The following is a 22,783-nucleotide window of genomic DNA, read 5'->3' on the forward strand; positions in this document are numbered from 1 at the left end:
CAAATGTCGGAGACTAAAATGTTATGCGTATCGGAGAATAAGAAATCAGCTCATTTTTCAAATCTCAATTTTTTGACCGTTTTTGGAGAAATTCAGTTTTTATCCTGTTTACACTAGTTCTATTAGTGGTAATAAAGGTCACATTCGGGGGGAGTTGGGAATTAGTAACACCATCAACTATTCTCAATGCATCGCTATTATTAGTTTTGTTTTCAGTTTGCATTGGATTACTGATAGCTCTTTGGGAAAAATGTAATGGTTACTCAAAAACGTAATAAATTTAGTGGCTGGACCATTTAACTAAAAGGTGGTTTGGTGTTTTTACGCATAACAACCCAATCAACACGCTCACTGCGTTCGCTGGGACGCATACACGCGGGGCGGCTTCGCCATTATGCCCCACATGTCTGCGCCCGTTATTGAAAAGTTAGCTGCGTTGTGAGGAATTANACTGGGACGCATACACGCGGGGCGGCTTCGCCATTATGCCCCACATGTCTGCGCCCGTTATTGAAAAGTTAGCTGCCTTGTGAGGAATTATGCAGACTGAAAACTATAGGAATTGGCTGGCAACCCAGAATTATCAGGGCGGAACCATCACAGCCCAGATGCATAGAGCTGGCAGGGTCGAGGATTACTATGGCGATCTTGATGCGCTTTATGCTGAGGATCGATTGGAATCGTTAATCCAAGAACTGACCTATACCACCCAAGACCGACGAAATAATAGACCCAATGAATCGAAAATTCCTTTTGAAGGAAATGCCTATAACAATTTAGCATCCTACCGAGATGCCATCCGGCGTTATCGCCGTTTCCTGGAAGATGATATAGAGCGCATCGAGCCCGAAGATGTGCCGGTGATAGAAATGCCCGAACCGTATGTTCAGTCCCAAACTATCGGTCTAGAAAAGGACATGCAGGCCGCTATCCGTCAGAACATAGGCCAGATTGAAACGGGGCTCCGCGTAACCGACAATGGTCGGGAACGTTCCGTTGAAACTGGGTTCATCGACATTACCGCTGAAGATTCAAATTCGGTCCCTGTAGTTATAGAGTTAAAGACAGGGGTCGCTGGGCAGCGGGCTGTAGCTCAAATACTGAGCTACATTGGGAGTGTGATGGAAGAGGAAGGAAACGATCAGGTTCGCGGCATCTTGATTGCGTCGGAGTTTGATCGAAAGGCTCGTGCAGCCGCAAAAGTAGTTCCGAATTTGACGTTGATGCGCTATCAGTTCTCTTTTCAATTTATTCCAGAATAATGGGTGTCAGCTTGGTGTGGGCGGAAGCTAACAAAGCAAATCAATTCGCGCCTTGCGTCGCCGGACACTCACTTCGTTCGCGCCGCTGTTTGCGACGTTATGTATATATGAGAAATCCGATGATTAAGCAGTCCCTTAAATATTTTTTGATAGGTCTTTTAGCTTGGCCAATTTTAGCCGAGGTTATTGGTTTCATTTCTCCACTTTGGAGTGTATTTGTTTTAGGTGATACAACAGGGGAAACTGGACTTATTTTACTTGAAATATCTCGACCATATTTAGCGTTGGTTTCAGTTGTTTTTGCTTATTCTTTTTATTTGATTTCCCGTGTTAGCGAAAGCACAGTTAAAAAGAGACTTTGCGAGTTATTGGGATTAGTCTACGTATGTGTTTCTATTTATGGATTTTTCCCTGAAGATGATGTTACTTATACGTTGTTAAGTAGTATTCATTATCTCGCTGAGTTATCAATGTTGTTTATCGGGGCTATGTTAATCTATAAAAATATTCAGGAAATACATAACAAGCCATTACAGTAACGGGACTGCCAACAGCTTGCTCAGTTTCGCTTCGCTACACAATTTAGCAAGCTATTATCAGCCCCTGAATGGGGAGTTAGTTGTCTTATGAAAATTGAGCCTCTCCAAGGATTAGATATATTAAAATTTGGGTCGTCGAAAGAAGACGCACTCAATTTATTCGGCGAGCCTGATGTTATAGAAAACGAAGGTGGTAAAGATGGAATTAGAGCTGAAATCTGGGAATATAAAGAAATAGGTATAAGGTTAGACTTTGATCCTGATTTTAATTTCATATTGGAAAGAGTTTTCGTCTATTCAGCGGATATAAGCCTAAATGGCTTTTTCCCAATCGGATTAACCGAACAAGAACTGTTAAACCATTATCCAAGTTTAGAATTAGAAGTTAAAGGCGGTCGATTTGCTGACTATGTTGATAACTCCATAGAGTTACTATTCTTCTTGAAAGACAACATTGTAAAACGTGTTGATGTATTGCCGAAAATATCAGACTATTTTGAGCAGTTTGGCGCCTACGACAACTAACAAATGCTTAACCACTGTCTGCTGTTGGCACTCTTCAGCCACTCGACAACATAAAATGTGATAATAATTAGCAAGGTATTTTACTGTGACGGATGGCGCTTCTCTTATCCGACCTACACTTACACAAGTCGCTTATTTGGATTCACCTACTACCCAAAATAAAACGCTCATTCAACACTAATACCTTGGCTTAAAAGGTACTCCACTGCTGCATTAGTATGGGGCTTAAATGCCTTCCAACGCCCAATTGCTTTGTTGTTAAGTGGTTGGCGTACCTGTACTTTACTGGCTGTAGACACCGGAGCGGTGTTTAAGTGAAAGTCTATACACTGTCCTTGCCACTCTAAATTACAAAAGCTAACTAGCTCTTTAATTTGCTGCTCGGGCTGGGCGACTAGTTCTTCGTATTTTACTAATTTTATATTGCTGTGCAGGGCGCTAAAGTGCTGCATGAGGTTATAAAAGCGGCTGTAAAACTTGGCAGTGTCGAGTAAATCGAGCGAGTACGCGTAGTAGGGGTTATTTATAGTAAATAGCTGGCGGTAGTTACCAATGCAGGTGTCCATTGGGTCGCGTAGCATACAAATAATTTTAGCGTTTGGTAGGGCTTTGGTTATTAAGTCGATATAAAAAAAGTTAAACGGGAGTTTATCTATAAAGTGCTTATGGCTACCGGTGGTTACGCGAGTGGCGTTTAAATACGTTGTCCCAAGATGATTAAAATCAAGCTCGTAAGCTTTAGTGAGTGTTTGAGTATCGAGTACATGCGGTGTTTGAGTTTGGCTTAATTTTTTAACGCTTAGGCCAAAGTCTTGTAATTCACCGGCTGATTGTACGTCGCTGTGGCTCGATAAAATACGCTCAACCAATGTGGTGCCAGAGCGGGGCATACCTAATACAAAAATAGGCTCTTGCGTTGGGCTGCCGTGTGTTAGCGCGTGTTTATGCTGCTCACTTAAATTTTTAATGTGTGCAAATAATGCGGCTGAGCTTTTATGATCAAAAGGCTGCATAGCGCGTTTAGTGGCTTTTCCTTGCTCTAGGCTGTTAAACGCATCATCAAACTTGCCTATGTCTTGGTACTCTTTTGCAAGTGCGTGGCCAATGTGTAATTTTGCATCGGGGTGTGTTACTTGCTCAAAGACGTTTTTTAAGCGTTCAATATGGTTAGTTTGCAGCGTCGCTTTGGTTAAATCGCTTAATGCGAAATGGCTTGCGTGGTGCAGTGAATTTAGCGCAATGGCGCTTTCAAAGGCATTTTTGGCTTGTTCAAATAGGCCTAAAAATTTAGCGCTTACCCCTAAATTATAATAAAACTGTGGTTGCGGTTTATTTGCATGGTTAGCCAGCTCAATAGCGCAGTTAAAATAGTTTAGTGCCTCTTTGTGCAGGCCTGCTTGTGTAAGTGCAACACCTAGAGTGTCGGCATCAAGACTCTTTTTTATTTGCTCAACGGGTATCGCTAAAGCGGTGTTTTTGGCTTTGGTAAGCTCACCGGTTAATGCGTAACACTTTGCAAGCTGCGCGGTGTATTCAATGCTTTTGCCAAGGCTAAGGGCTTTTTCTATTAGCTTTATGGCTTTGTGAATTTGCCCTACGCGTAAATTAACCATGGCCAGTAAAAAGTAGCCATCAGCAAAGTCATTTTTTTGCGTTACTAATTCAACTAACGCTTTATGAGCAAGCTCAATATTGCCTTGGTTTAAATGTTTAATAGCACTTTGATGAAGATGTTTTAAATTTGGCTGCATTGTTTAATTTTTATTATTTAGTTACGCGTTTATAAAGAAAAAAGGCTCAAATAAATTTGAGCCTTATAGCATTGTTTAAAAGTGACTATAAATTATATTTCAAATTTGTAGTTAAATTTAACGCCTACCGTAAGCGGGCGATTAATATAGTGGCCGTAGTTACGTTGTATGTCGGCGCCATTTGCTGATGTTATGTCTGCATCTGAACGACGTACTGATGTAAATGCATATTTGTTGAATAGGTTATCAACATAAAGAGTTGTTGACCACTCATCGGCTGTTAACTTAGCAGAAATATTACTTAAGCTGTAACCTGGCAGGGTTTCACCGTTGTCATGCAAACCTACTTTTGAAATTACATCACTTTGTGCGGTTAAACCGTAGTTAATATCAAGGGTTTTATCGCTAAATACATCTGTTTGGTAGTTTACACCCATTGAGAACTGATGCTCTGGCGAGCCCGGTAAGCGGTCGCCGTCTTCTGCGCCATCGGTGCCATCAGCATTAAATAAAAATGGGGCGTCTGAGGTTAGCTCTGCTTTAGTGTATGCGTATGTTGCGTACACGGTAAACGAGTCAGATAAAATAGCACGGGTAGATAGCTCAATACCTTTTGCGTTGGCAGAGCCTGCGTTAGATAAGTACGGTAATTGGCCTACATCTGTTGCGCCTGCAATTTGCGCATCTTCCCAATCTACATTAAATAAAGCGGCGTTAAAGTGTAATTGGCTTCTAAACCAGGTGCTTTTAAGGCCTAGCTCGTAGTTTGTTGTGGTATCTGCATCAAAAAGCCTTTCGTCAGCGTTACCACACCCTGTTTGCTGGTTTTCAGGGATAGGATCAGGGCAAACAGCTAGAAGGTTGGAACCGCCAATTCTAAAGCCTTCACTTACTGTTACATAACCCATTACTGAATTAGTAAACTGGTATTTAGCATTAAATTTGAATAAGTTACCGTTATCGCCTGCTTCGTCTTTTTCGTAAGCAACGGTGATTGCATCAGGGTCTGCATCGCCATAAAGTGTATTTGCAAGCGGGAAGTCAAATGCTGCTTGCGCCTCTACATCGTATTCGTAAAAACGTGCGCCAATGGTAATATCTAATTTTTCGGTAACTTGGTAGCCAACTTCGCCGAATAGCGCAGACTCAGTGACCTTACTTTTTGTAAGCTCTAAGTATTCTAATGAGTCAGGTCTTAGCTGAGCGCCACCAAAGTTATCGATAGCGAATTGGTCAAACCCAGGCGTAAACTCTCTACTTGATGCTTCGGTTTCTGTTTTGTTGTAAAAGCCACCCACAATCCAGTTAAAGTCGCTGTCGCTTTGAGACACTAAGCGAATTTCTTGAGTGAAGGTATCTTCTTCGTCAATTTCACGTGTGTATGATGAAAACGCAGGGAACTCTTCATAACCGTAATCTAGGCGGATAAGTAAATCGGTTTGGTCACGTTGGCCGTCGGCATCAAAGCTTGAAATACCGGTTGCCGATACAAGCTCTGCAAAACCTAGGTCGGCTTTTAGCTCAAGGCTTAGTAGTTGATCTTCTTTTTCGCGCGGCTCTTCATAACGATAAGCCGACTCGTATTTACTTACAATATCGCTTAAACCGTTATCATCGTTTAGGCTGTTGTAATGAACAATTGAACGGCCTTCGCTGTCTTGGTTTTGGTAGAAGTAATTAAGTGTCCCTTCAAATGTTTCGCTTGGTTTCCAACGTACAGAAATACGGCCTGTGGTAGTTGTTTCGCCGTTAGCATCTTCAACATTTTTAATATTGTTGTTTACTTCGTCGGCGCTGCTCCAATCAGGGTCCGGTAGCGATACACCTGGCTCACGCACTGTGTAAGCATAATCAATAAAGCCTGGGTCTTCGTATACGTTTAAGCTTGCACGTACTGCCAGTTCATCTTCAATAAGTGGCAAGTTTACTATAAAGCCGCCTTCGCCGCCTAACGAGTCACTTTCTTGAGTTTGAAACATATCGCCAAATATTTCTACCGTTGTAAAGTCAAGCTCTGGCTCTTTAAGCATGTAACGAATTGCGCCGCCTAAAGTACCAGCACCATATAATGTGCCTTGTGGCCCAATAAGTACTTCTACGCGCTCTATGTCGACTAAACGCATATCAACTGACACTGGAATCTCGTTAACGTATGTGGCTACGGTGCCGCCATCTGATGATGGACCCGAGGAGTTAGTGTTTAAACCACGTACTATAATTGGTGAGCCTGAGCGACCACCTTGATCGGTAATTGTTAAACCAGGTACCCAACGCGCTACATCGGCTAGTTCGCCAATGTTTTGATCTTTCATTACATCGGCATCAAGTGCGGTAATGTTTAGCGGTGCATTTTGTACAGATCCGCTGCGTCTTGTTGCTGTAACTTCGATTACTTCGAGTGATTTGTTCTTAGCGGTGGTTTCTTGTTGTGCCACCGCTGAGTTAGAAAATAAAAATGCGCCAGATACAGCGCTCGACATAGCCAAGGTTAGCAAGCTTGGTTTAAACATAAAAAGTGATCCCCAGATTCAAAATTTAACACCAGTTAATATAAGTTAACCAGTTTATCAGGGAGTTAAAGTGGTGGGAATATTAAAATTGAATTTTAATTCACTTTTTTGGAATAAATATAGCTAGTTGCACCACAAAAAATTATATAAATATGTATAACATCCAAGTAATTGGCTAATTAAGGTACAAGGAAGCATATTTTACTCGTTGAGCAAATGTAAATAGCCATTCATATTGGTTAATTACCTGAATGTATTAATACGGTTAAAAAACCTATAAGACCCTGTTGAATATTTTGCTCAACGGTATTTATTCTCGTTTTGACACTATAAAAGTGAAGTTTGATCCCCATTAACCCTTCATACCGTAAGCTATAGCATTTCGTACTAAAGTACGCGTATTTAAGGAATATTTATGAGCCAATTATTCTCACCTTTAAAGCTCGGTGAACTCACTTTAGACAACCGCATTATTATTGCGCCTATGTGCCAGTACTCAGCAAATCAGGGGTCTGCCAGTGATTGGCACACTATTCATTTAGGGCAATTGAGCTTAAGTGGTGCAGGGCTATTAATTTTAGAGGCCACCGCGGTAAGCCCAGAGGGGCGCATTAGTTACGCCGATTTAGGGCTTTGGAATAACGAAACCCAGCAAGCACTGGGCAAAAGCTTAAAAGCGCTTAGGCAATACAGTCCTATGCCTATTGGCGTTCAGCTTGCGCATGCAGGGCGAAAAGCATCTACTGAAAAACCATGGGATGGCGGTGGTGCAATTACACCTAGCGAAGACAACGGCTGGCAAACACTAGCGCCTTCAGCCATTGCCTACGATGACAACGCCTACCAGCCAAAGGCTATGACAAAATCGGATATAACCCAGCTAATAAACGATTTTGTAAGTGCAGCAAAACGCGCTGATGAGCTAGGGCTTGATTTAATTGAGCTACATGGTGCGCATGGTTATTTGTTACACCAGTTTTTATCACCTCTTTCAAACAAGCGTGATGATGAATACGGGGGCAGTTTGCAAAACCGTATGCGCCTTGTGCTTGAGGTTTTTAAAGCACTAAGAGCTGAATTTGCAAGCCATAAACCGGTAGGCATTCGAATCTCTGCGACTGATTGGGTAGAAGGTGGCTGGGATTTAGCACAATCTATTGAGCTTGCTAAAGAATTAGACAAGCTTGGCTGCGATTTTATTCACGTAAGTACAGCGGGTTTAAGCCCTGATCAACAAATACCTGTTAAACCTAACTTTCAGGTACCATTTGCAACAGCTATTAAAGAGGCTGTGAATATGCCGGTAATAGCCGTAGGTTTAATCACTGAGCCACAACAAGCCGAAGATATTATTAGCGAGCAGCAAGCCGATGGCGTAGCACTAGCGCGAGGTATTTTGTATAACCCGCATTGGCCTTGGCATGCTGCAGCGCAACTTGGCGCAACCGTTAATGCGCCTAAGCAGTACTTGCGATCTAGCCCACATGGGCAGCCTTCACCTATTAAGTAACCCACATTTTTACATTTACCATGGCTACCCACTGCATTTATATGCAGTGGGTTTTATTATTTATAAATTAGAGTTATTTATGAAACAATCACGTGCACAGCCAGTGCAAATAAGTAATACCTTAGTGAGCATTATTGCTCTGTGCTGTGGCCTTATTGTGGCAAATATTTATTATGCCCAGCCTATTATTGAGTTATTAGCGCCCGATGTGGGTTTAAGTGCGCACAGCGCCAGTTTTATTGTGTCGCTTACACAAATTGGCTATGCAATGGGACTGTTTTTTTTAGTGCCATTGGCTGATTTAGTCGAAAACAAACGCTTAATGCTCATTACCTTAGCCATAACATTTTTAAGTTTAATAGGCGCAGGCTTAGCGCAAAGCCCAAGTGTAATGTTGCTATTATGCTTATTGGTGGGGGCGAGCTCTGTATCGGTGCAAGTATTAATACCGCTTGCTGCGCATTTATCCTCAGATGAAAAACGTGGGCAAGTACTGGGCAATATAATGGCGGGGTTGTTACTGGGTATTTTATTAGCCAGGCCAGTTTCAAGCTTAATAGCCGATCACTTTGGTTGGCGAGCCGTATTTTACTTTGCCGCAGGCTGTATGGCATTTATAGCCAGTGTTATATATTTTGCTATACCGAGCAGGCAACCGGCACACAATACAACGTACTTTAAGTTATTAAAATCGCTTAAGCAGCTAATAATACAGCAGCCAGTGCTGCGTCAGCGGGCATTGTATCAGGCGCTTATGTTTGCCTCTTTTAGCTTATTTTGGACCAGCGTACCGGTTGTATTAGCCAGAGAATATGGCTTATCGCAATCGCAAATTGCCTTATTTGCTTTAGTAGGCGCAGCTGGTGCTATTGCTGCCCCTATTGTTGGGCGTTTAGCCGACAAAGGTTACACGCATCAGTTATCGTTACTTGCAAAAGTGATTGCTGCTGCGTGCTTTTTACCCAGTATATTTGAGCTTCCGCACGGTATTATTATTTTAGCGCTTACGGGCATGTTTATTGATTTTGCTGTGCAGGCAAATATGGTGCTGGGTCAGCGGGTGGTATATTCATTAGAGCCGCAAAGCCGAGCTCGCTTAAACGCCATATACATGACCAGTATTTTTGTAGGCGGAGCGCTTGGCTCGTTAATGGCAAGCCCTCTATACGAGGCTGGTGGCTGGGAAAGCGTGGCGTTAGTGGCAGCGGGTATGCCAGTTATATCACTAGTTGGCTATTTAATGACAAGTAAAAAGTAGCGCGATACAAGTTATATAATATTTTGTTATTTAAAAGGCCAGCGCAGTTATGTGCTGGCCTTTTTATAGAGGCTATTATTGTTTTTTAACACTCGAAAATGAGCTACCCACCGAGGCTATAATCACTAATAAAATAGCCAACCATTGCCACAAGGTTAATAACTCGCCAAGTATAATAAACCCAGCAAGGGCGGCAAATGCAGGCTCTAAACTTAGCATAATACTAAACCCTTGAGCGGGCATATTACGCAGTGCAACCATTTCTAATGTATAGGGCAGTGCGCTTGATAAAATAGCAATGCCTATGCCCAGCGGTATAACACTCCATGTAAACGCATTGCTTTGTAATATGCCGCCATAAGGTACAAGTACAATGGCTGCTACGGTCATACCCAGTGCGACCGTTGCGCCGCCTGAGCTTTGTGTGCCGGTTTTTTTGCCAAATAAAATATAGGCTGCCCAGCAAGCACCGGCACCTAGCGCGAGTATTACGCCAATTGGGTCTAGGCTTTCTTGGCTGCTCATATCGGGCAGTAACAGTAAAATACCCGCAATTGCACACGCCACCCAAAATAAGTCGCGCTTAGCACGTGAGCTAAATAACGCCACCGCTAATGGGCCGGTAAATTCAAGCGCCACACCAATCCCTAAAGGGATACGTTCAATGGCGTAATAAAATAAAATGTTCATTCCGCCTAGGCTTAAACCGTATACCACAATTGATAACCGATTACCTTTAGCTGGTAGGTGTTTCCACGGTTTAAATATTAAACACAAAATAAGTGCAGAAAAGCCAAGCCTAAGTGCAGTAGTGCCTTCGGGGCCAACAACAGGAAATAACTGCTTAGCAAATGAGGCGCCAGATTGAATTGTGATCATTGCTAAAATAACGCACACAAGCGCGAGCAAAAAGTCTTTAGTGGATGATTGCATTGTTTTCCTTGGTAACAATCGTCTAGTTTTGCGCAGTGTATCTGTTTTTTATTGGCTAAGTAATAGCTTGTAGTGCATACAAATTAAATTTGGGAGGGAGTGACTAATATGTGCGATGAATTAGCGTAGCTGATTATGCATAACTAAAGGCAAACGCTGAGTGCCTTAAAATAAAAAAGCCAGCGAATAGATCGCTGGCTTATAAACGTTTAGGTCGTTTTAGTGTGTTTTGCTAGCACTTTTAACTAGGCCATCTAAAGAATAAAGGCCACGTTTTTCATCATTTTTACGTTTGATTTCTTCAAGCGCACGCGCTTCTACCGCGTCAAATAATGCATTAATTAAACGGTTAAAGTGTTTATGCATTGCGGTACGTGCGGCGCTTGCGTCGTGTGTTTGCAGCGCATTATAAATAGCGGTGTGCTCATCCATTACGCAATCGTTATTGTTTTTACACACACTGCCGTAATCAGCCACAATTTGTGAATTGTTTAAACGTAAATCCCATAAATTTGCCACCGCATACTCAAGGGCTTTGTTACGTGTAGCACGCGCTATAATTTCGTGAAACTCGCGGTCTGCTTGTTCTACATATAAGCCTTTTTCCATGGCTATTAGCGTTTGCTTTAATTGAGCTAGTTCTTCATCGGTGATTGACTGAGCGGCAAGTGCGGCTATTTCACCTTCAATGAGTGCGCGAGCTTGTGTTAGCTCAAAAGCGCTGATCTCTTTAGTTTTTACAGATGTTTCTTGTTGTTCTATTACATAAACGCCTGAGCCGGTTTTGACCTCTACGCGGCCTCGTACTTCTAATGCAATAATAGCTTCACGAATTGTTGGGCGGCTTACGTCAAACATGTCGGCAAGTTCTCGCTCTGGTGGTAAACGACTCCCAGCAGAAAACTCTCCTTGGTTTATCAAAGCTTCAACTTTATCAACAATGCGCCAAAATAAGCGACGGTTTCCCATATTCTACCTTTATTACCTTAAGGAATAGCGGCTAATAGGCTCAAATAGCCTAAACCTACTGTTATTAGCAGAGGTTACCCCAAAATTCACTATTATGTCAAAATTCTAAAGTGATGTAACGGTCATATAATATTATAAATGAGTGTTAACCTATTTATGTTACCAATTTAGTATAAATTTTAATAATTGGCTAGCTTGATTGGTCATGTTTTTGTGTGCTAAGTTAACTTTGCTCATTTATATAAGCGTGCTTAGAGCAAGCTAACTTTAATGGATTGAAATGTGTGCAATCTAGGCGCGGGTTAATGGTGGTGCGAGGTGAGTAACCTAGTTCGCCTAATAACTGGCGCTGCCTTGGTTGAATGGTGAATAGATTTATGCAAATTAAACCATTAAAAATCTACACGCTTAAATAAAGAGCCTGTGTAATTTAGCTGTACCTAATAAAAAATAAGTAAGCACATAATTACAACCAGGCTCTTGCCTTGATTGCCCACGGATGGGGGTCAACTTTAGTCCGCTGCTGCGTTTTTATCATTAGGGTAAACTACCCCAAGCTGTTTTCTTGCGGTATCAAGTACGTTCATTACGTCGCGGGCAAGCTGATGTGTATTAACATCTGACTCTCGCTTTTGCGCGTTTATGGTTTGCATAAAGTGCGCAACTTCGTATTTCATAAAGTGCTCATCAAATTTATCTGAAATAACCTCAACCTCCCCGTTATTGGCAACAAACTCTATGTGTTTTAACTGCGACACGGCGTGTATTCGTAAGCGTCCGCGCTCACCTTGTATTTCTGTGATGTTATCGCCTTGAGAAATTTTAGAGTAGCTAATAACGGCTTGTTTATCATCGTAATTTAATAATACGTCGCCTGCGCCATCTACGCCTGTATCTAATAGTACCCCACTGGCACTCACGCGCTGTGGAGCGCCCCAAAGTGCTATAAGTAGGTAAAGCGGATACACACCTAAATCGAGCAAAGCGCCATTGGCAAATTCGGGTAAAAAGGTATTTGGGCGTTCGCCGTTTTTGTATTTATCGTAGCGTGATGAGTACTGACTGTATTGGCCAATAAACTTACGGGGTTTACCAATTTTACTCAGCGCATTTTTAAGTCGCGCAAAGTTTGGCAAATGCGTGGTCATCATTGCTTCCATGTAAAGGCGTTTGTTGGCGTTAGCTGCAGTTAAAATAGCATTTAGCTCTTGGCTATTAGCGGCTGAAGGTTTTTCGCCTAGTACATGTTTGCCTGCTTCAAGGCACATTACTGCATATTGCTTGTGTAGGCTATTTGGCGCTGCAATATACACTGCATCAACATTGGGGTCTTGGCATACCTGCTCAATTGAGGTGAAAATTTTTACATCGGTATTGGGGTGATTAGATAAAAAGGCTTCGCCGCTTGATTGCTTGCGTGAGCACACACCGTATAAATTAAATGCAGGTAATGTATTTGCTGCGCTTAATAGGGTATCACTAATAAAATTTGTACCGACAATGACAAAGTTCATGCCTGCTCCTTAGCTTAAATAATAAGAGCCGTTACTTTAACATTTTTTTTGCCCTGTATGCTTTAGGGCGTGTTGACCTTTGGTGGTTGAATTTACAGCAGTATGTTTGGTTTTTAGGCAAGGCAGAGCCTATGTAGTGTGGTTATTCCCCATAAATAGGCGATAACGCAGCATAAAGACCAAACATGCGCTGCCCTATGGGTTCTTTCTAGGGACGATTGACTCTTTGTTGCTCGATTTTTACTTAGCCCACTAGGTTACAAACCTCGCGCCGCGATTAAATCGCCCCTAGATTGAAGTTTTTTCAGTCTNAGCCCACTAGGTTACAAACCTCGCGCCGCGATTAAATCGCCCCTAGATTGAATAAATTTCAATCCACAAAGTTCGACACGCCCTAGGAGAATACCCAAACCAGCGTTTAACACTTGCGCATAAGGTTGCTTGTTCGTGATAGCCTAAAAGCATTGAAATAGTACTGATAGAGTATTGTTTTTGAAGCAAGTAATGCGCTGCCAGCGCCTGGCGTGTGGTGTCTTTAAGTTTTACAAAGCTGGTGTTATGTTTAGCCAATTCACGGTGCAAGGTACGCGGGTGCATATTAAGTGCCTCGGCAATAGTTTGGTTTGAACATTGATATATGGGCAGCATTGGCCTTATTAGTGCGCTTACTTGGGCAGGTAATGACTGACTGTGTTCGTTGCGTTTAGCTAAAAAATTAAAGGCCGCGTCGGTTTTATTAAGGTTATTGTGGTTAAGCTTTATCGATAAGTCGGCTTTGTTTATTACAATGCCCGCACTGTTGCGGTGCTCTATTACTTTACAGCCAAAATAGGTTTTGTATGCGAGTGTATTAGTTGCCAGCTTTTGCGGTAAAAACACAGTGCGAGGCTTGCACTGATTATTACTTAATTTTTTTATTATGCTCATGGTTAAGCCAAGCGTGAGCTCTATGGCTTGGTTTATTTGTGGTAGGGGCTTTAGGTTAAATTCAAACGATAAAAATAAGCTCTCGTCATTATCTAATGAGTGCGTTGTTAAGCACAATGCGGGGCTGTGTAAATGTAAATATTTAACCACCCAGCTAAGCGCTTCTTCTAAATTAGTCCCACTTTTAGCGGCTATGGCTATGTGGCCTAAAATATCAAAGTTTTGTTTATTTGCTAATTTAAGCCCAAAGCTTGGGCAGTTAAGCGTGTGGCTGCAGTACTCTAATAAATTTGCATAGCTCAAATAGGGTAAATATTGGTTTTCAAGGTTATTAAAGTCGACAGTGACCTTACAGGTTTTCATTACGCTTGCTGGGTCTGCGCCAAGTTCTTTAATTAACGAGTCTATTGAATATAAAGAGGTGGCACGTATTGGGCTGCTCATACACTGGCGCTGTAAATTAAAGAAGGTGTCTAAAAATATCAAGTTTTTAGGATTTAATCTATGCACTATAGAGCGAATAGCTTGCTGCAATAAAACTGCTTATTTACAACTGCATGGATGCACAAAGCAGAAGCAGCTACCAATAAGAACTAAATAGTGATGATGCAAAGGCACCTATGAGTAACCACACGTTTGATTATATTATTATTGGCGCAGGCAGTGCAGGTTGTGTGCTGGCAGCGCGTTTATCAGAAGATCAGCATATAAGTGTGTGCCTAATAGAGTCGGGCGGTAGCGATAAGAGCGCTTTAATACAAATGCCTGCGGGTATTGCGGCCAGTGTGCCATACGGAATAAATAGTTGGCATTACAACACGGTACCGCAAAAGGCGCTTAATAACCGATGTGGCTTTGTGCCGCGGGGTAAAGTGCTAGGTGGGTCTAGCTCTACTAATGCCATGGTGTATATACGCGGTAATAAATACGATTACGATAACTGGGCACAAAATGGCAACCTTGGGTGGGACTACAACAGTTTATTACCCTATTTTATAAAAGCCGAAAACAATAAAACGTTTAATAACGCGTTACATGGCACAACAGGGCCATTGCATGTGCAAGAGCTGACTAAGCCAAGTGCGGTAAACTCTTGCTTTTTAAAAGCGTGTGTTGAGCAAGGAATACAGTTAAATGACGATATAAATGGCGCTGAGCAACATGGAGCACGGCTTTCGCAGGTTACGCAACATAATGGTGAGCGCTGTAGTGCTGCAAAAGCGTATTTAACACCGCACTTAGATAGGCCTAACCTTAGTGTGTTTACCCACAGCCACGTTAATAAGATTATAATCAAAAATAAGGTTGCCTACGGCGTAGAGCTTGAGCGCGGCGGTAAAATTATTACATTAATGGCTAAAAAGGAGGTGCTTTTAAGCGCCGGTGCAATTAACTCTCCGCACGTGTTAATGCTTTCAGGAGTTGGCCCTAAAGCGCATTTAGCAGCGCATAACATACCACTGGAACATGCACTGGAAGGAGTAGGGGGTAATTTGCAAGATCACTTAACCGTGGTGCCTTTGTGTAAAGCAAATACAGCAAAAGGCACCTTTGGAGTAAGTGTAAAAGGCGCTGCAAGTATTATTAAAGGGTGTGCGCAGTGGTTTAGTAAACGCAGCGGAATATTAACCAGTAATTTTGCTGAGTCACATGCGTTTATTAATGTGTTGGATAATTCGCCTGCGCCGGATATTCAACTTGAGTTTGTAATTGGGTTGGTGGACGATCATAGTCGCAAAGTTCACCTTGGCCATGGCTATAGTATTCACAGTAGTATTATGCGCCCCAAAAGCCGAGGGACAATAAGGCTTGCCAATAGCAATCCACGCAGTGCGCCGCTTATCGACCCTAATTATTTAAGCCACCCTGATGATTTATCGCTTATGCTTGCAGGGCTTAAAAAAGCGCTGCGTATTATGCAAAGCCCCGCCTTTGATAAAATTCGTGGTAACTTTGTTTACCCGCTTGATGTAAATAACGATTCCCAGCTTATTGAATTTATTCGCCAAACTGCCGATACCGAATATCACCCTGTTGGCACCTGTAAAATGGGCACCGACAATATGGCGGTGGTTAATAGCAAACTACAAGTACACGGGATACGCAGCTTAAGGGTTATTGATGCCTCAATTATGCCTACCATAGTAACAGGTAACACAAACGCACCTGTTATTGCCATTGCTGAAAAGGCCGCTGATTTAATAAAATTGAGCTATAAAACAGGGTTATAAGGTGCGGTTGTAAAAGTCAGTAAGCCACGCCTGCCAGTCATCTTCTAGTTTAAGCATTTGTTGGTGCTTTTTAGCGTTAAGGTGTTTGTTTTCATCTTCGGTAGCAATAAAAGGGCCTACCCGACAAAGCGAGCAATGATTTTCACCTAAATACGCAGGCTTTGTAAGGTGCGTGCTTAGTTCGTCAGATTGCGCCAAGGTTGCTTTAGGCGTAAACACATAAGTGATGCCACTGGTGTCTTTTACGTGTTTGTCACGGTCTACGTTTCTTATTTTGTAACCATCAAACTGGTTAATATCAAAAGGCATTTGGCCCGCGTATTTAGCCTCAAGGCCATTACTTAAGCTGCCTTCAATATTCCACTCGCGATAGGGTTTTACATCTTTTGAGGTTATGTAGCAAAGCATAGGGCCGCTTTTGTCGAGCGCGTATTTGTTAGCGTATTTAATAAATTGATGTAGTAACGCGCGATTAAGCACGTTCATGCTGGTTTTTTTGGTGTTGCTTTCAAATGCTTCGCGCCCTACAAAGGCTGGAATAAGCGGAAACTGAAAAATAACCACATCAAAGCTGTGCTGGTGGGCAGCTAATTTTTGCCAACATAAAGGGTCCGTTACATCAAAGCAATTAATAACCTCAACATGACACTTTTTTAAACTACTTAGCGCATTGTGCTGGTATTTTTGCTTTATAGTTTTGGCGCTATCATAAGTAGATGCGACTAACTTTGCCGGTTTTGTATGATTAACCACCGCATTAGAGAACGATAGATCGCCATCGCCTACGGTGAGAATTCGCCAATTAGGATTTAAATACATAACTTAATTAGATTTGCGAGTGTTTTGATCTGCACTTTGAGTATTTTGCGCTGTATTAGCACCATGCAAACGATGAAACGCAAGGCGTGTTTTAAGCCCTTCAATGGCTATTTGTTTTAAAATTAAATTAAAGGTAATTAAAATAGCAAACACAATATGAATAGGGCCATGTGTAAAACCCGCCTCTGGGTTATAAAGCGTAAGCCCAAACAACATAAATAACACCACTAACAGTATTTCTATTAATTGGTTTGAGTAAAAGCTGAGCCGGCCTTCATTTTTGTGATCTTTTTTAATACTAATAGCGCAAAAAAACGGAATAACTTTAATTTTAAAAGCGGCGTTTTTTTCTACGTAGTTTTCGCCAAGCTCGTTAAGCTGCTGGCGTAATGTATCAATCATGGTGCGTCCTTAAATAGCAGTGCGCGGATGTTACACTATTACGTCTAGTAGGTTAAGCAGCGCAAGGTTATTTTGGGTAAAGGCTCATACCAATGGTGAGTATGTGACACACAAATACCACTGAGGTAAGAATAAAGCGCATTTTTTGATAATCGCGATGGTAGGTTTGCCATTGTGGTGTGGCTTTTTCAAAGATAAGAACTAACCAAAAACTAGCCCCTAACCAGGCAAGCGCCCACTCCAGCGGGATAAACGATAAAAATGGTACGGGTATAACAGGCACAACCGCTTTAATTGCATCGCTGTAGCTTTGCATCCCAGCGCGCCATAAATTGCCCGCCATAAATGCCAGTATAGCAATGCTATAAAAAGTAAAAAACTCCAAGTTAACGCTATTACTGCCAAACATAAGCGGCCACGCTACACAGCCCAAAAAGGGTAGTAACCCCAAATAGCCAAGTTGAATATGATTAACAAATTTTTCCATTACAGCATGCCTTATGTTGTGTGTTTTTTAGCGCGGCTATTGTAGCAGTATTATTAGCACTTACAGGTAATAAATCGTTTACGAATAGAAGAGCTAGATAGTTCAATCTTAAAAATCGATTGTTTTAATCTAAACAATCAATTTTATTTAGTTTACCAATGGGCTTATTGTATTAATCAAGCCAACGCGAAAGGCCACACATTTTGGCTGCGTTGAGTAACTTTAAAACACTTTAAATATAAATGAGGAATACTATGAGCACTTCATTGATCAACACAAAAATTCAACCTTTTAACGCAACTGCATACCACAATGGTGACTTTGTAGAAGTGTCTGAAAAAGACGTACTAGGTAAGTGGTCAATCTTCTTCTTTTACCCTGCAGATTTCACGTTTGTATGTCCTACTGAGCTTGGCGATGTTGCTGATTACTACGAGCAGCTACAAGAAATGGGTGTAGAAGTTTACTCAGTATCAACTGATACTCACTTCACGCATAAAGCATGGCATGACACGTCAGACACTATTGGTAAAATTAAATTTCCAATGATTGGCGACCCAACTGGCCGTATTACTCGCAGCTTTGGCGTTATGATTGAAGATGACGGCCTTGCACTTCGCGGTACTTTTGTAATGAACCCAGAGGGCGAAATCAAAGTAATCGAAACGCATGACCTAGGTATTGGCCGTAGCGCTAAAGAGTTAGTACGTAAAGTACAAGCTGCTCAATACATTGCAACTCACGACGGTGAAGTTTGCCCTGCATCTTGGCAGCCAGGTGAAGACACACTTGCTCCTTCACTAGACCTAGTTGGTAAAATCTAAGTACAAGTTTACCCACTTTTATGAGGGCAGGTAACTGCCCTTAAACCAACATCATTTCGTTTGTTGGTGCCTCCTATCTCAACTCGGACTCATTAGCACATGCATTAGTTGGCATGGGAGGCTTGCTGTTTAAATTTTCCTAAAAAGGGTTAAGCCATGTTAGATAACAACATTAAAAATCAATTAAAAAGCCATTTTGAATCGCTTACTCAACCTGTTGAGCTGCTTATTGCCTTGGATGACAGCAAAAAATCAGCAGAAGTAGAAAGCTTAGCAAACGATTTATCCTCGCTAAGCGACAAGTTTACGGTATTGAGCAACCCTGATTCGAGCGCACGTCGCCCATCTATGGTTGTGCATTCACCTGAAAAAAACACCCACATTACGTTTGCTGGCGTACCTATGGGTCACGAATTTACAAGTTTAGTGTTAGCGCTTTTACACACTGGCGGACACGCAAGTAAAGCAAAAAGCGAAGACATTGAACAAATAGAATCACTCAATCAAGAACTTAATTTTGAAGTATACATAAGCTTAAGTTGCCAAACATGCCCGCAAGTAGTGCAGGCGCTAAATACAATGGCAGCAACAAACAGCAAAATTAAAGCAACAATGATTGACGGCGCACTCTTTCAAGACGAAGTAGAAGAGCGCAATATTTTAGCAGTACCAGCTGTGTACTTAAATGGCGAACCATTTAGCCAAGGTGCATTAAGCCTGACCGACATTTTAAATAAAGTAGACACTAAAGGCGCTGCTAAGCAAGCTGCAGCACTAAGCGAAAAAGACGTGTTTGATGTATTAGTAGTCGGTGGCGGACCTGCGGGTGCCTCAGCCGCTATTTACTCTGCTCGTAAAGGGTTAAACACCGGTATAGTTGCCGATAGATTTGGTGGCCAAGTTGCCGATACGTTGGCTATCGAAAACTTTATTTCGATTAAAGCCACTGAAGGTCCAAAGCTTGTTGCTCAGCTTGAAGAGCATGTTAAAGAATACGATGTAGATGTAATGCATAACCAACGCGCAGCAGGGCTTGGTCGCGGTAGTAATGGTTATGAAATTACCCTTGAAAACGGGGCTACTTTAAAAGCTAAATCGCTTGTTTTAGCAACCGGTGCACGCTGGCGTGAAATGAACGTACCTGGTGAGCAAGAATATCGCGGCCATGGCGTAGCTTACTGCCCACACTGTGATGGTCCGCTATTTAAGGGTAAGCCTGTTGCCGTTATTGGTGGTGGTAACTCGGGTATAGAGGCGGCTATCGACTTAGCTAACATTGTAGAACATGTAACCGTGCTTGAGTTTGCTGACACGCTGCGTGCTGACGAAGTACTTATTCGCAAAGCGAATAGCTTAAGCAACATCACTATTATTAAAAATGCGCAAACCACTGAAGTAGTAGGCGATGGTAAAAAAGTAACCGGACTTAATTACACTGACCGTGTAACAGGTGAGGAAAAATCATTAGCACTTGCAGGTATTTTTGTACAAATAGGTTTGATCCCTAATACCGAATGGTTAAAAGAGAGCGACCTTACACTAAGCAAGTTTGGCGAGATAGAAATTGACGCTAAAGGCGCAACCTCATTACCGGGCGTTTACGGTGCGGGTGACGCGACAAATACGCCGTTTAAGCAAATCATTATTGCAATGGGTAGTGGTGCAACAGCAAGCTTAGGGGCGTTTGATTACTTAATTCGCCATAGCGAGCAAAGCAACCAAGACCAAAATGCAGCTTAATAGGCAAATCGTCTCTTGATGTAACAGCAATAGGTACACCCAAAGCTGTTTGTTAACCCAAGCCGCCCTCTCCAAAGGCGGCTTTTTTAATGCTTATAACAATATCTCTATTAATCACAGCTACCAGAATCCCCACCGCAATCATTATTAGAGTGGGAGTTATTACTAGCATAAATTGAAGAGTCAGTGCTTGTATAAGCTGAACGGCCTTGTGATGCCTTACCACTGATAAACGTAACTAATAGCAATACGCTTGATACAATAACAACGGTTATTGATGAACCCCATTGCCCTGTAGAAATGCCTTTAAATATGGCTAACAGCAGTACAGTAAAAAGTAATGTTCTTATTATATTTCTCATAGTATGTCCTTACTAAATTAAAGTGAATTTACTTTAGCTGTATGTTCTAAGGCATTAGAGAGCGCTTTTTCTATGTGCGGAAGCTTAAACGGCTTAGAGACAAACATATCCATGCCTGCTTGCTGGCAAGCTAGTTTATCTTGCGACGATGTATTAGCAGTTAGCGCTACAATGTAGGTGCTTTCGCTAGGGCAAATACGTTGCGCTCTCAGCGTTTTAGTGGCTTCAAAACCATCCAGGATTGGCATAATGCAATCCATAAAAATAAGGTCGTAATGCTTTTGCTTACACTTAAAAATAGCGTCTTGGCCATCAATGGCGCAGTCGGCTTTTACGTTTAACTTATCAAGAGAGGCATCAAGCACACGGCGGTTTATATCGTTGTCATCAACAATAAGTACACTGAGCGAATGGCTGTTTAACTCAATTTTTGATTTAATATCGTCTATTACTTGCTCTTTACCAAGCTCTAGCGGAATATTAATACTAAACGTTGAGCCTTTTTGTAGTTCACTCGTCACCTTTATTGTGCCGCCCATGTATTCTACAAGCTCTTTTATAATTGCTAGGCCAAGCCCTGTGCCCCCTTTATTATTTTTAGCGTCAACCTCTTGTGTAAACGGCGAAAATAAAGACTCTAAAAAGGCAGGGGTCATTCCGCGACCAGTGTCAGAAACAGTGATACCAAGAGATAGCGCATCGTTATTATTTATGAGCTGTGTTTTAAGTTTTACATGGCCTTGCTCGGTAAATTTTAATGCGTTACTTAATAAGTTAGAGGTAATTTGGCTCAGGCGTGTACTGTCGCAAAAGGCCCAGCAGCTATCATCAATTGTATTTTCTATGATTAATTCAACATGGGTTTCTTTAAATAACGGGGTATATAAAGAGGCTAAATCACTAAATATGGTTTTAAGCAGTACATCGGTTGGCTCTAGTTTTAATTCACCATGATTAATTTTAGAAAAATCGAGTACTTCGTTGATAATGTTAAGTAAAATATCAGCGCTGCGTAGCGCTATTTTTATTTTTTCGTCTCGTTTTTCAGTGTCTTTTTCATCTATTAAGGTGGTGAGCATGCCAGTTATGCCATTTAGGGGGGTGCGTAACTCGTGGCTAATTTTAGCAAATAGCATACTTCTATCTTCTAACATATGCTCTGCTTCGGCTTTTTTCTTTTTTAGCGCTTCTCTAAGCAAGATTGATTCGGTAATGTCTTGAAATGTACCAAATAGCCTTATGCAATTACCTTCGTGAAACTCGGCTTCTCCAAAAGTCGAAATCCAAATTTCTTGGTTTTGTGCAGTAATAACCTCAAGCTCTAAATCCCATTTTTCACCTTTGTTTATGGCGTTTTCTACCGCTTTATTTATGGCTTCTCTGCTGGAACCCTCTTTGTAAAATTCAATCGCGTTATCAACTATTGGCTGGTAGTCATCGGCTACCTGATGAATGCGTTTAGTTTGCTTACTCCAATAAACTTTGTTCTCGATTAAATCGACCTCCCAAGTGCCGATATTCGCGATGTTTTCGAGCTTTGAAAGGGTGTAGCTATTTTTTAAAAGTTGCTCTTTAGTGTCTATTTTTGCAAATTCAGATCCTAACCACTGAGCAAATAGCTCAATGTAATCGTAGGCTTCGTCGCTAAATGCAGTTGACTCGTTAGGTGATGAAAAGTTAACAGTGCCAAAGGTTTTATCGGCTACTTTTATAGGTGCGCCAATGTAGGACTCAAGTTGAAAATTTATGTAACAAGGGTGAGTTGCAATCGTACTTTGTGAAGCTTTATGAAACGATAGCGCCGAGCCCGCAGATAACGTATGGACGCAATAGGTGCCATCTAGCTCAAATTGTGTACCGGGTAATAAGGCGTTATCGGGTGTTATAGCATGTAATACTGTGTACGTATTAGCATCAATTTTACTAATTATTGCTACATCAAGGCTGAACACTTCTAGGCCAAACGCGAGTAGGTTTTTAATTTTAGAATTAAAATCCAGAGTTTGGTCTGAGACTATATCGTGAAAACGCCTTAAAAAGTTCACCGCAATTACCTTAATTGTATTTTATACCGTTATGCGTATCGGCAGATAGGCACATTTATTTATATGTTTTTAACAGTTTATACCAACAGGCGTAAACCGTTGAGCAATATATTGAGTAATGGGTGTTAGTCTATCAACACGCGAACTTAATTGTTTTGCTCAATTAGCAAACTTT

The 22,783-nt window shown here is 41.7% G+C and carries 19 protein-coding genes; 8 read left to right on the forward strand and 11 right to left on the reverse strand.

Annotated features, from left to right (window positions below):
• Window positions 1-539: 539 nt before the first annotated feature.
• The 3 genes from AN390_RS08185 (at window position 540) to AN390_RS08195 (ending at window position 2,326) form a co-directional block, all read left to right on the forward strand.
• Window positions 540-1,262: an endonuclease NucS domain-containing protein gene (locus AN390_RS08185; protein ID WP_055253825.1), complete on the forward strand. Its 723-nt coding sequence runs from the start codon at window positions 540-542 to the stop codon at window positions 1,260-1,262.
• Between the two features lie 119 nt (window positions 1,263-1,381).
• Window positions 1,382-1,801: a hypothetical protein gene (locus AN390_RS08190; RefSeq protein ID WP_055253827.1), complete on the forward strand. Its 420-nt coding sequence runs from the start codon at window positions 1,382-1,384 to the stop codon at window positions 1,799-1,801.
• Window positions 1,802-1,888: 87 nt separating this feature from the next.
• On the forward strand, window positions 1,889-2,326 hold the full coding sequence (locus AN390_RS08195) for a hypothetical protein (protein ID WP_055253829.1): 438 nt from the start codon (window positions 1,889-1,891) through the stop codon (window positions 2,324-2,326).
• 167 nt (window positions 2,327-2,493) lie between these two features.
• Here the strand turns inward: AN390_RS08195 and AN390_RS08200 are convergent, their stop codons facing one another.
• Both AN390_RS08200 and AN390_RS08205 read right to left on the reverse strand, forming a co-directional pair.
• Window positions 2,494-4,077, reverse strand: coding sequence for a sulfotransferase (locus AN390_RS08200; RefSeq protein ID WP_055253831.1), 1,584 nt, complete (start codon window positions 4,075-4,077; stop codon window positions 2,494-2,496).
• Between the two features lie 92 nt (window positions 4,078-4,169).
• The gene (locus tag AN390_RS08205; protein ID WP_055253833.1) at window positions 4,170-6,587 is read right to left on the reverse strand and encodes a TonB-dependent receptor; all 2,418 of its coding nucleotides are present in this window, start codon (window positions 6,585-6,587) and stop codon (window positions 4,170-4,172) included.
• Between the two features lie 415 nt (window positions 6,588-7,002).
• Here AN390_RS08205 and AN390_RS08210 point away from each other — a divergent pair, with 415 nt between their 5' ends.
• A complete protein-coding gene (locus AN390_RS08210; protein ID WP_055253835.1) occupies window positions 7,003-8,097 on the forward strand; it encodes an NADH:flavin oxidoreductase/NADH oxidase in 1,095 nt (364 codons plus the stop codon).
• Between the two features lie 79 nt (window positions 8,098-8,176).
• Window positions 8,177-9,355 carry an MFS transporter gene (locus AN390_RS08215; protein ID WP_055254380.1) on the forward strand — a complete coding sequence of 393 codons (1,179 nt, stop codon included), beginning with the start codon at window positions 8,177-8,179 and terminating at the stop codon, window positions 9,353-9,355.
• 75 nt (window positions 9,356-9,430) lie between these two features.
• Here the strand turns inward: AN390_RS08215 and AN390_RS08220 are convergent, their stop codons facing one another.
• The 4 genes from AN390_RS08220 to AN390_RS08235 all read right to left on the reverse strand — a co-directional run bounded on the left by AN390_RS08220 (window position 9,431) and on the right by AN390_RS08235 (window position 14,142).
• The gene (locus tag AN390_RS08220; protein WP_055253837.1) at window positions 9,431-10,288 is read right to left on the reverse strand and encodes a DMT family transporter; all 858 of its coding nucleotides are present in this window, start codon (window positions 10,286-10,288) and stop codon (window positions 9,431-9,433) included.
• Between the two features lie 219 nt (window positions 10,289-10,507).
• Window positions 10,508-11,257, reverse strand: a complete 750-nt coding sequence (locus AN390_RS08225) for a FadR/GntR family transcriptional regulator (RefSeq protein WP_004587131.1) — start codon at window positions 11,255-11,257, stop codon at window positions 10,508-10,510.
• Window positions 11,258-11,769: 512 nt separating this feature from the next.
• Window positions 11,770-12,771 (reverse strand): Gfo/Idh/MocA family protein, encoded by a 1,002-nt coding sequence (locus AN390_RS08230; RefSeq protein WP_055253839.1) that lies wholly within the window; start codon window positions 12,769-12,771, stop codon window positions 11,770-11,772.
• A 354-nt stretch (window positions 12,772-13,125) separates the two neighbouring features.
• On the reverse strand, window positions 13,126-14,142 hold the full coding sequence (locus AN390_RS08235) for an AraC family transcriptional regulator (protein ID WP_055254382.1): 1,017 nt from the start codon (window positions 14,140-14,142) through the stop codon (window positions 13,126-13,128).
• Window positions 14,143-14,318: 176 nt separating this feature from the next.
• Here AN390_RS08235 and AN390_RS08240 point away from each other — a divergent pair, with 176 nt between their 5' ends.
• On the forward strand, window positions 14,319-15,929 hold the full coding sequence (locus AN390_RS08240; protein ID WP_055253841.1) for a GMC family oxidoreductase: 1,611 nt from the start codon (window positions 14,319-14,321) through the stop codon (window positions 15,927-15,929).
• On the opposite strand, the gene AN390_RS08245 is transcribed toward AN390_RS08240, so the two are convergent.
• From AN390_RS08245 to AN390_RS08255, 3 genes are all read right to left on the reverse strand, one after another.
• A complete protein-coding gene (locus AN390_RS08245; RefSeq protein ID WP_055253843.1) occupies window positions 15,924-16,748 on the reverse strand; it encodes a class I SAM-dependent methyltransferase in 825 nt (274 codons plus the stop codon). The genes AN390_RS08240 and AN390_RS08245 overlap by 6 nt on opposite strands.
• A gap of 3 nt (window positions 16,749-16,751) precedes the next feature.
• Window positions 16,752-17,150: a hypothetical protein gene (locus AN390_RS08250; protein ID WP_055253846.1), complete on the reverse strand. Its 399-nt coding sequence runs from the start codon at window positions 17,148-17,150 to the stop codon at window positions 16,752-16,754.
• Window positions 17,151-17,217: 67 nt separating this feature from the next.
• Window positions 17,218-17,637, reverse strand: a complete 420-nt coding sequence (locus tag AN390_RS08255) for a DUF3429 domain-containing protein (protein WP_054981772.1) — start codon at window positions 17,635-17,637, stop codon at window positions 17,218-17,220.
• 254 nt (window positions 17,638-17,891) lie between these two features.
• Here AN390_RS08255 and ahpC point away from each other — a divergent pair, with 254 nt between their 5' ends.
• Window positions 17,892-18,461, forward strand: coding sequence for an alkyl hydroperoxide reductase subunit C (gene ahpC / locus AN390_RS08260; RefSeq protein ID WP_004587118.1), 570 nt, complete (start codon window positions 17,892-17,894; stop codon window positions 18,459-18,461).
• A gap of 156 nt (window positions 18,462-18,617) precedes the next feature.
• The gene (gene ahpF, locus AN390_RS08265) at window positions 18,618-20,201 is read left to right on the forward strand and encodes an alkyl hydroperoxide reductase subunit F (RefSeq protein WP_055253848.1); all 1,584 of its coding nucleotides are present in this window, start codon (window positions 18,618-18,620) and stop codon (window positions 20,199-20,201) included.
• Between the two features lie 110 nt (window positions 20,202-20,311).
• Here the strand turns inward: ahpF and AN390_RS08270 are convergent, their stop codons facing one another.
• Both AN390_RS08270 and AN390_RS08275 read right to left on the reverse strand, forming a co-directional pair.
• Window positions 20,312-20,563 (reverse strand): hypothetical protein, encoded by a 252-nt coding sequence (locus AN390_RS08270; protein ID WP_055253850.1) that lies wholly within the window; start codon window positions 20,561-20,563, stop codon window positions 20,312-20,314.
• A gap of 17 nt (window positions 20,564-20,580) precedes the next feature.
• Window positions 20,581-22,608: an ATP-binding protein gene (locus tag AN390_RS08275; RefSeq protein ID WP_055253852.1), complete on the reverse strand. Its 2,028-nt coding sequence runs from the start codon at window positions 22,606-22,608 to the stop codon at window positions 20,581-20,583.
• Window positions 22,609-22,783: the final 175 nt, after the last annotated feature.

It is taken from the genome of Pseudoalteromonas sp. P1-11 (genome assembly GCF_001399995.1).
Taxonomy (GTDB): domain Bacteria; phylum Pseudomonadota; class Gammaproteobacteria; order Enterobacterales; family Alteromonadaceae; genus Pseudoalteromonas; species Pseudoalteromonas atlantica.